The sequence below is a fragment of the Planosporangium thailandense genome, from assembly GCF_011947195.1.
Taxonomy (GTDB): Bacteria; Actinomycetota; Actinomycetes; order Mycobacteriales; family Micromonosporaceae; genus Planosporangium; species Planosporangium thailandense.
Genome location: NZ_JAATVY010000040.1, coordinates 34,622 through 43,830, shown reverse-complemented (window position 1 = coordinate 43,830; position 9,209 = coordinate 34,622). Strand labels below are relative to the sequence as shown.

The following is a 9,209-nucleotide window of genomic DNA, read 5'->3' as shown; positions in this document are numbered from 1 at the left end:
AACCTCGCGGACCAGCCGAAGCTGGAACGCGGTCAGCTGCTGGATAAGCGTGTGCATGTAGTCCAACGAGTCGACCAGCTCGGCGTCGGACCACGCCCACACCGACGCCGACCGGCACCGCACCACAGCCCGGTCGAGCACCGCCAACGCCTCATCCACGAACCAGACACTACCGATGCGGTACGACGTTTCTCGTACGCATGTTCGATGGTGTTTTCGTTGATACGGGCCTCTGTGCCGCCGCCCTTGATAGGGTCGCTCGGACCGTGCGTGCCGCTTCCGGGAGTGCCCGATGGACGTACCTGCCGCCGTTGACGTACCTACTCTGCTCGGCGCGGGCGTGCCAGCCGAAGCCGATCAGGCGCTGCTGACCTTCTGCGATGATGCGACCGGCGAGCGCACCGAGCTCTCCGCGTCGGCCCTCGGCGGCTGGGCGGCGCGGACCGCCGGTCTGCTACGTGAGGGCTGCGGGTTAGGTGTCGGCAGTCGGGCTGCCGTGCTGCTGCCGCCGCACTGGCAGACTGCTGCCGTACTGCTCGGCGCCTGGTCGGTCGGGGTCGCGGTTTCCTTCCGATTGGCTGCGACCGCCGGCCTGCCGGTGCTCGAGCCAGGCGCGGACGAGCCGCTGGACGTCACCTTCGTCGCGCGCGATCGGCTGGACAACTGGCTGGAGGACGTGCCCGAGGCGCACCACCGGTTCGCTCTCGGCCTCGCCCCGGCTGCGGCCCCATTGAGCGGGGTTCCTGTCGGGTACCGGGACTACATCGCCGAGGTCCGCCGGTACCCGGCTAACCTCCCGACGTATGCGCTGGTCCGGCGGACAGACCCGGCGAGCGTCGACGGCACCAGCTACCGGGAATGGGGCTCCCTCGCAAGAGAGGTTGCCGAATCGCTTGACCTGCGCGCCGGCGACCGGTTGCTGATCAACGCGGCCGAAACTGAGCATCCGGTGAAGTGGTTGCTGGCTCCGCTGGCCGTCGGCGCCTCGGTGGTGCTGTGTGCCAACCTCGCCCCCGAAGCGGTCGCCGCTCGGGCGTCCGCCGAACGCGTCACCCGCGTTCTCTAGTGCCACCCCTCTGAAGCTGCTACCCCTCTAAACGCATGTACGAACTCACCCGTGCCGACGGCGCGGGATAGGGTCGTGGCGTGCCGCTGGTGATCTTCGACCTGGACAACACTCTTCTCGACCGTGAAGTGCCGTTCCGGCGTTGGGCCACACAGTTCGTAGCCGAGCACGGGCTTGCGCCGGGAGAGGTTCAGTGGCTGGTCAACGCCGACGGTGACGGCTTCGTTCCGCGCCCGCGGTTTCTCACCGCGGTTCGCGAGCGGTACGGCCTGGACGAGCCGTTGGATGTGCTCGTGACCAGCTTTCGCGAGCAGATCGTCGCGCTGGTCGAGTTGGATCCGCAGGTGCCTCTCGCCCTGGACCGGCTGCGTCGGGAGGGCTGGCGGGTGGCCATTGCGACGAACGGTAATACCGCGCAGCAATCGGCCAAGATTCGACGTACGGGTCTGGAGTCGCACATCGACGCCCTCGCCATCTCGGAGGAGGTCGGCGTCGCCAAGCCGGATCCTCGGATGTTCCAGGTCGCGGCGCAGCGCTGTGAAGCTCGGCTCGAAGACGGTGGCTGGATGGTCGGCGACTGCCCGGTGCGTGACGTGGCGGGCGGTCGGGACGTCGGGCTACGCACGATCTGGATGCGCCGTGGTCGCACCTGGGATTCGATCATCCACGCACCGGACGCGATCGTCGACGATGTCACCGCCGCAGTTGCTGCGCTGACAATCCAGGGGTGCTGACAATCCAGGGGTGCTGACAATCCAGGGGTGCTGACAATCCAGGGGTGCTGACAATCCAGAGGCGCCGACAGTCCGGCCGTGCAGCGTCGGTCGCGAACCACCACTCGGTTGCGGCCGTTCTGCTTTGCGGTGTACAGGCACTCGTCGGCGCGGACGAGCAGCGTGTCCAGACCGGTGTCCGACGGCGACAGGTACGCCAGCCCGACGCTGGTCGTCACCTCGACCGGCCCACCCCGGGTCTCGATCGGCGCGCTCGCCACGGCCGCGCAGCCGCTCCGCGGTGTCCGCGGCGTGCGGTCCGCCGTCGGGCAGCGAACTCCTCGCCGCCGTAGCGCGCCAGCACGTCGGTGTCGCGGGTCTGCCGCCGCAGACGGTCGACCACGCCGCGGATCACCTCGTCGCCCACCCGGTGGCCGAACGTGTCGTTGATCCCCTTGAAGTGGTCGATGTCGAGCATGACGACCGCGAGCGATGCCTGCCGGCGTCGCGCCACGTCGACCACGCGCGAGACCACGTCGAAGAAGTGCCGCCGGTTGGCGACACCGGTGAGTCCGTCCACCGTGGCGAGGTGGTGGACCTGGGCGAACAGCCGCGCGTTCTCGTAGGCGACCATGCCCTGGCTGACCAGCGCCGCGACGATGCCGGTGTCGGCGTCGCCGTACGCGTCCGGCCGGGCGGACGCCAGTACCAGCACCCCGAGGCGCTCGTCGCGCGCCACCAGCGGCACGGCCAGCCAGCAGGCCGGCCGATCGGCGCCCTCGCCGAGGGGCCGCGGCCAGCCCTCCTCCCCGCCGTACGCCCGGGGCCGGTCGACCTCCAGCAGCCTGGCGAGGTCCGGATCGGTGACAACCAAGGCGTCGGACGCGTCTCCGGCAGGCACGTCCACGGCCGTCGCTACCACGGCCGCCGCGGCCGCCGCTTCCACGGCCGTCGCTACCACGGCCGTCGCGTCCACGGACGTCGCGTCCACGCCACCGAGCAACAGCCAGGCGCGCTCGCCGCCCCGGACCCGGGTCACCGTCGCCAGCAGGCGCCGTAGCACCGCGTCCGGGTCGAGCGTGCCGCTGAGCCAGGTCATCGCCTCGCGCAGCGTCTCGGCCAGGTCCCGCTGCCGGTTTGCGGCCTCGACCGCGACCTCCAACTGCGCGGCGCGGGCGGTCTCCAGGGCGACCGCGACGTGATGTGTCACCGCGGACAGGATGTCGACGTCGTCCGGCGTGAACACGCCCTTGGCGACCCGGCTGCTCCCCGGCCTATTTCGGCAAGCACGTCGAGCCCGGCGGGACCGCCGCGCTTCGGTGCGCGACCGGGGTCGACCCGTGCCGGTGGCGCGGAAGGCATGCCCTCTCGACCGCGGACCGGCGCGGCTGAGCCGAACCGGCGACGAATCCGCAGCCGTTCACCGGCGACTAGAAACAACCGGACCAACCCCTTTCCCGACGTGCCGTAAATTGCAATACTGGCGACTGACGCGCCGCTCGCTGGAATTGAATCAAATTGCGTGACGAGGACCTGTCATTTCCTGGCAGACATAAACGCCCTCGAATCACGTACTCCGCGTACGTGCGCCCTGACCTCGCCGTCTTCCCGGCGACGTGGCCCGCCACGCGGCGCGACCGGCGAAATCGAAGAGCCGGTTCGGTTCAACGAAAAAGCATAAGTCTCGATTAAATGTTGCTTTGGAACTTTAATTCTCACGGCGTCACTTGACGCCTTATCCGGACCGCTTTTAGTGTCCATTCCCGGAAGCTACGGCGTGGACTCGTCGCAGATGAGAGTGGGCACATCCCGTAACCCGGAGAACATGCCGGTGCCCCACAGACCCTCGGACGACGCCTGCCCACCGCGCCGCCTACGGACGCGAAGGAGAAGGTAGCCGCAGATGGACCGGTCGGCTCAACGGCGCGGACGCTTACGCGCCAGCAGAAACAAACGGATCGCCGCGGTAGCTACCGTCCTCGTGGTGTTCGGCGCCCTCCTGACCGTGCAACGGGTGTCGTCCGCGAAGACGCTGCGCCCTGTGGCCTCGGCCAAGTGCGGCCCGGTGGCTCCCGGCGCGGCCGCACCCAACGGCCAGCAAGACACCGTCACCGTGCAGAACGGCCGGCAGGTCCGCAGCCACTGGGGTGACGGCCAGCAGCCCAACGCCGGCTGCCCGCAGGCCACCCAGGCCGCGGCCCAGACGAAGACGGTGAACTGCCCGAGCGTCGCCGACAAGTTGCCGAATGTGCCGCCGGCGGCCAAGTCCGCAGTGGACCAGGATCTGGCCCAGTTGGACTCCCAGATCGCCAACGCCAACAACAAGCTGGCGGCCAACCAGCGGGCCAACCAGACGTTCATCAACAACCAGATCCTGGCTCCGCTGAAGAACGCACGCGCCACCACGCTGAACCGGATCACCACGGCGCTCAACCGCACCGGAGCCCAGGCCAACAACCTGGGCGGGCTGGCCGCCTGCACGGTGAACGTCGCCAACAACAACGGCGGCGGTCAGAACAACGGCGGTCAGAACAACGGCGGCAACAATGGTGGTCAGAACAACGGTGGCCAGAACAACAACGGCGGCAAGAACCCCAACGTCAACGACCCGAACAACCTCGGCATCCTCGCCCAGCAGTGCCAGGGCAGCAGCAAGCTGCAGCCGCACGACGGTTTCCAGAACGGCAACCGGTGCGTGGCGACCAACATGGGCGAGGTCGGCGACGCCGCGAAGAACCCGTCGCTGCTGATCACCCAGGCGCCCCAGCAGGTACAGGCCGGTCAGCCGTTCCAGATCCGGGTCAGCACCCGCAACCTCATCCGCGACCGGTTCCTCGCCGCCGCAAAGGGCGGGTACTACGTGGAGATGTCGCTGCTGGACGCCCAGGGCCTGACGCGCGGTCACTTCCACACCGCCTGCCGGATGCTCGACAACACCCAGGCCGCGCCGGACCCGTCGCCGCCGCCCGCGTTCTTCGTCGCCACCGAGGACAACGGTGGTAGCGCCCAGCCCGACCAGATCGTCATCAACGTGCCCGGCCTTCCACAGCGGGGCGTCGCGCAGTGCGCCTCGTGGGCCGGCGACGGTAGCCACCGGATCCCGATGATGCAGCGCGCCAACGAGATCCCCGCCTTCGACGCGGTACGCATCACCGTCAACTGATGACAGCCAGGTGGTGGGGGCACGGGCCGGCCGGTCCGTGCCCCCACCACACCGTCATGAGGAGCGCCGTCATGAGGAGCGCCGTCATGAGCAGCGCCGTCATGAGCAGAGCCGTCGGCAGCAGCGTCCGCAGGAGGAGCAGGTCCATGATTCGCAACTGGCGCACCTGGCTGGTCACGCTCGGCGCCGCCCTGGTGGCGGTGTTGGGGTTCGCCGGACCCGCGGCCGCCGACGTCACCGTCAGCCCGTCCGAAGCGCCTCGGGGTGGCCCGGCCGAGCTGACCTTCCACATCTCCGACGACCGCCCCGGCGCGTACACGACGAGAGTCGAGCTCATACCGCCGGAGGCCACGCCGATCGCCGAGATCTACCCGATGTCGGTCAACGACTGGGCCCCGAACACCACCATGCGCAAGCTGGACCACCCGGCTCAGCTCATCCACGGCACGACCACGACCGAGGTGCCGTCGGAGGTCACCTGGATCCGGATCGGCACCCCGCCGTCGAGCCCGACCAGCCCGATCGACCTCTCCGTCTCCCTCGGACCGATGCCGGACACCAGCCGGACCACGTTCACGGTCGTGCAGACCTACTCCGACGGCCTCGTCGTACGGTGGGCCGACCAGTCGGCCAACCCCGCACCGACGGTGACGCTGGTCAACCAGGGAGCGGCCGGCAACGGCGACCCGAACGGCAGCCACGTGCACGGCGACGGCGGTCAATCCGGGGGCCAGTCCGACAACGGTGCGGCGGCCGCGCCGAACGGCGGGTCCGGCGACGGCGGCGGCACGTACGGCATCCTCGGCGCCGGCCTACTCGTCGGCCTGGTCGCCGGGCTCGGCCTCGACGCCTGGATCATCCTGCGAGCGGTTCGCCGCGCCTCCCCGGCCGGTCCCGCGCCCTCCAAGTAGGCGCGCCCGTCAAGTAGTCCCGTCAAGTAGTGCAGCGCCCGACGGGCGAGGCATCGAGTGTGACCTGAAACTCCTTCGGAACCACGCGATTACCGGCTAGAATCGGAGCCCTTGAAGGGGAGTAGTCCTTTCGCCGGTCGTCGACATGCTGGAGCCCTACCGGCTCCCGGTGGCCGGGCCACCCGACAGTGGTGGACGAGACCTTCGGCCGATTGGTGACGTATGCGTCGCCGCGTGGTCGAGGTCTGCGCATAAGAGCTCGAACCCGCGCGCGACGCGGGAAGGAATACCGGGCTCCGCAGTGATTCACTTCGTACTGCTGATCGCGTGCGCCGCGGTGATCTACCTGGCGTGTGAATGGTTCATCAACGCCGTGGAGTGGCTGGGTCAACGGCTAAAGGTCGGCCCGCTCGCCGTCGGCACCATCCTCGCGGCGTTCGGCACCGCCCTGCCCGAGAGCGTCGTCACGTTCGTGGCCGTCGTGTTCGGCACCGGCAGCACCCAGAAGGACATCGGGGTCGGCGCCGCCATGGGCGGCCCGCTGGCGCTCGCCACGGTCGCGTACGGCGTGACCGGCTGGATGTTGCTGGCCCGCCGCCGCCGTGCCCGAGCCACCGGGTCCACCACGAAGGCGCCCGTACCGGCCGGCGACCGACCCGCCAGCGGCGGCGTCGACCCCGGCGACAGCGACACCAGGGACGTCAATGCCAGGGCCGTCAACACCGGGGACGTCAACGCCGGGGACGTCAACGCCGGGGACGTCAACACCGGGGACGTCAACACCGGGGACATCGACGCCGGGGACCTGCCCAAGCTGGCCCGTGACCAGCGCTGGTTCCTCGCCATCTTCGTCGTGAAGGTGGCCCTCGGCCTGGTGGCGTTCGCGATCAAACCGTGGCTGGGGCTGCTGTTCTTCGCCGCCTACGCGGTGTACTTCTGGCGCGAGATCCGCGGCGGCGGCGAGCACGGCGAGGGCGAGGAACTGGAGCCGCTGCTGCTTCAGCGCCGGCGGGCTACTCCGGCGACGTGGGCGATCGCGGTACAGACCCTGGCCACACTGGCCGTCATCTTCGGCGCGTCGCAGCTTTTCGTCCATCAGCTCGACGCCATCGGGCCGATGCTCGGGCTGCCGGCCGCCGTGACCGCGCTGTTGCTGTCTCCGATCGCGACCGAGCTGCCCGAGATCATGAACGCGATCATCTGGGTCCGCCAGGGCAAGACCAGGCTGGCCCTGGCCAACATCTCGGGCGCCATGATGATCCAGGCCACCGTTCCGAGCGGACTGGGCCTGCTGTTCACCCCGTGGCACTTCACCCCGGCACTGGTGATCTCCGGAATCGTGACCATGGCCGCGATCGGGTACCTGCTGACCCTGCTGCGCGTACGGAGGTTCACCGCCAAGGCCCTGTCGTTCGCGGCCGTGTTCTACCTCGTCTTCGCCGCCTGCCTGGTCCCCGTCCTCGCCTGACCGGCGGTGGCGCCGGACCTGTTCAGTGAACGACTCAGCGAATGACCCGACGAACGATCCCAGTGAACGACTCAGTTGACGACGCGGTCGCGGCCGGCGCGCTTGGCCGCGTACAGGTTCTGGTCGGCCTGCTGGAGCAGGCTCCGCTGGGTACTGTCCGGCCCGGCCGTGGCGACCCCGATGCTCACCGTCACCGCGAGGTCCCCGGTGATCGGCGACCACGGGTACGAGCTGACCGCGAGCCGTACGTCCTCGAGGCGGCGCACCGCGTCCTCGGCGCCGGTGTCGGTGAACACGAGGACGAACTCCTCGCCGCCCAGCCGGGCCGCGAATCCGCCCGCGCCGGCCTCGGCGGCGCCACCCGCCGACCGCTCCGGGCGCTCCTCGACGTGCCCTTCGACGTGCCCTTCGACGTGCCCGTCGAGGAGCCCCTCGACGGCGGACGCGAGCAGGCCGGCCACGGTGACCAGCACCTGGTCGCCGACGTCGTGCGAGAGGGTGTCGTTGATCCGCTTGAAGTGGTCGAGGTCGACGAGCGCCGCGGTGAGCGGAGCCCCGCTGTCGCGCGCCCGCGCGAGCAGCGCCGGCAGGTTCTCGTCGACGAAACGTCGATTGCGCAGCCCGGTCAGGGGATCCCGCCGGGCCTGGTCGCGGAACCGCGCCGCCTCCTGACGGGCCTCCTCGGTCTCGAACATCGCCTGCCGGATCCGGGCCTGCGCCTCCCGCTCCTGCGAGCGCAGCTCCTCGTGGGCGGCGTGGAAGCTCTTGTGGGTCTCGAATGCCCGCTGGAACTCCCCAGCCGCGGCGTACAGCTCAGCCTGCTCGGCGAGGACCCGTACCCGCAGGCCGGCCAGCCCCCGCTCATCGCACAGCTGACGGCAACGGTCCAGGGTGGTCTGCGCCTGCCGAAGGTCGCCCTGTAGGCGCTGCACCTCGGCCAGGGTGAGCCCGATCTCGGCCGAGACGTCCGGCGCCAGGTCCTCCACGCCCGTGGGCACCAGCCAGCTCTCCAAGGTCCGGGCGGCGTCGCCGTACCGGCCCAACCCCATCTGGGCGCGCGCCACGGTGTCCAGGTAGTTGGCGTCCAGCGGCAGCTCGTTGGCGTCGGCCAGCGCGACCATCCGCTCGGCGGCCCACCACGCCCGGTCCCACTCCCCCGCGTCGTACTCGGTCGCCGCCAGGTTGTTGAGCACCACGAGCTGGCGCTCGACGTCTCCGATACCGGCCAGAATCTCCTCCGCGGCCCGGTAGCGCCGGCGGGCCTCGTCGAGGCTTCCGGTCAGGCCGAGCGCGTCGCCGAGAACGATGAGGCAGTTGGCCCGCTCGTGCGGCCTGGTGGTGTCGTCGAGCATTTCCACGCACTGAACGGCGTGGTCCAGGCAGGAGGCCAGGTCACCGAGCTGGAGGTACACGGTCGACAGCCGCCGGTGGCTCAGCGAGAGCAGGGGTCGGTGTCCGTGCTCGGCCGCCCAGCGGTTGACCTCCCATGCGAGCCGACCGCAGGAGCCGGCGTCACCGCTGCGATCCATCGCGTACGCGCGCAGCAACCGGGCCCGCATCCGTAGCGCGTCGTCAGCGAGTCGCTCGGCGGCGCGCTCGACCTCGGTCGCGAGCGCGAAGGCGGCGCCGGGGTCGAACCCCAGCTGCGACGCGACCGCGTCATCGAGCGCGGCCGTGAGCCGGGCACGCTCGGCGGCCTCGTCCAGCGCGGCGTCGGCCCCCGTGACGGGTACCCGTTGCGCGGGCCGTGGCGTGTTCACCCTCTCAGGATCGGCTATCCGGCTCGCCGGTTTAGCGATGTCGGGCGATCGGGTACCTCAGCGACGGTCGATCTCAGTACCGACGATCTCAGTACCGACGATCTTGTGGCAGAAAGCTGGTTAAGGTA

The 9,209-nt window shown here is 69.8% G+C and carries 8 protein-coding genes and 1 pseudogene; 5 read left to right on the top strand and 4 right to left on the bottom strand.

Features of this window, described 5'->3' with window-relative positions:
• Nucleotides 1–292 precede the first annotated feature (292 nt).
• Both HC031_RS30210 and HC031_RS30205 read left to right on the top strand, forming a co-directional pair.
• Nucleotides 293–1,066, top strand: a complete 774-nt coding sequence (locus tag HC031_RS30210; RefSeq protein ID WP_240943215.1) for a TIGR03089 family protein — start codon at nucleotides 293–295, stop codon at nucleotides 1,064–1,066.
• An 80-nt stretch (nucleotides 1,067–1,146) separates the two neighbouring features.
• Nucleotides 1,147–1,800 carry an HAD-IA family hydrolase gene (locus HC031_RS30205; protein ID WP_167928850.1) on the top strand — a complete coding sequence of 218 codons (654 nt, stop codon included), beginning with the start codon at nucleotides 1,147–1,149 and terminating at the stop codon, nucleotides 1,798–1,800.
• A 164-nt stretch (nucleotides 1,801–1,964) separates the two neighbouring features.
• On the opposite strand, the pseudogene HC031_RS34950 reads toward HC031_RS30205, so the two are convergent.
• Both HC031_RS34950 and HC031_RS30195 read right to left on the bottom strand, forming a co-directional pair.
• A pseudogene (locus HC031_RS34950) lies at nucleotides 1,965–2,018 on the bottom strand (hypothetical protein); the annotation flags it as partial.
• Nucleotides 2,015–2,989: a diguanylate cyclase gene (locus HC031_RS30195; RefSeq protein ID WP_167928849.1), complete on the bottom strand. Its 975-nt coding sequence runs from the start codon at nucleotides 2,987–2,989 to the stop codon at nucleotides 2,015–2,017. The pseudogene HC031_RS34950 and the gene HC031_RS30195, both read right to left, overlap by 4 nt.
• Before the next feature lie 774 nt (nucleotides 2,990–3,763).
• Here HC031_RS30195 and HC031_RS30190 point away from each other — a divergent pair.
• Nucleotides 3,764–4,942, top strand: coding sequence for a hypothetical protein (locus HC031_RS30190; protein WP_338090907.1), 1,179 nt, complete (start codon nucleotides 3,764–3,766; stop codon nucleotides 4,940–4,942).
• On the opposite strand, the gene HC031_RS30185 is transcribed toward HC031_RS30190, so the two are convergent.
• Complete coding sequence (locus HC031_RS30185; protein ID WP_167928848.1) at nucleotides 4,935–5,090, bottom strand: hypothetical protein; 156 nt, start codon at nucleotides 5,088–5,090, stop codon at nucleotides 4,935–4,937. The genes HC031_RS30190 and HC031_RS30185 overlap by 8 nt on opposite strands.
• On the opposite strand from HC031_RS30185, the gene HC031_RS30180 reads away from it, so the two are divergent.
• Nucleotides 5,089–5,853, top strand: coding sequence for a YcnI family copper-binding membrane protein (locus tag HC031_RS30180; protein ID WP_167928847.1), 765 nt, complete (start codon nucleotides 5,089–5,091; stop codon nucleotides 5,851–5,853). The two genes, HC031_RS30185 and HC031_RS30180, sit on opposite strands and share 2 nt — an antisense overlap.
• 301 nt (nucleotides 5,854–6,154) lie before the next feature.
• Nucleotides 6,155–7,321 (top strand): sodium:calcium antiporter, encoded by a 1,167-nt coding sequence (locus tag HC031_RS30175; RefSeq protein ID WP_338090906.1) that lies wholly within the window; start codon nucleotides 6,155–6,157, stop codon nucleotides 7,319–7,321.
• Nucleotides 7,322–7,392: 71 nt separating this feature from the next.
• On the opposite strand, the gene HC031_RS34635 is transcribed toward HC031_RS30175, so the two are convergent.
• Nucleotides 7,393–9,081, bottom strand: a complete 1,689-nt coding sequence (locus tag HC031_RS34635; RefSeq protein ID WP_167928845.1) for a diguanylate cyclase — start codon at nucleotides 9,079–9,081, stop codon at nucleotides 7,393–7,395.
• Between the last annotated feature and the right edge of the window lie 128 nt (nucleotides 9,082–9,209).

Bases quoted from the DNA above. Each gene is read 5' to 3' on its own strand.
- HC031_RS30210 (WP_240943215.1), top strand. From the start codon at position 293: ATGGACGTACCTGCCGCCGTTGACGTACCTACTCTGCTCGGCGCGGGC.
- HC031_RS30180 (WP_167928847.1), top strand. From the start codon at position 5,089: ATGATTCGCAACTGGCGCACCTGGCTGGTCACGCTCGGCGCCGCCCTG.
- HC031_RS30185 (WP_167928848.1), bottom strand. From the start codon at position 5,090: ATGGACCTGCTCCTCCTGCGGACGCTGCTGCCGACGGCTCTGCTCATG.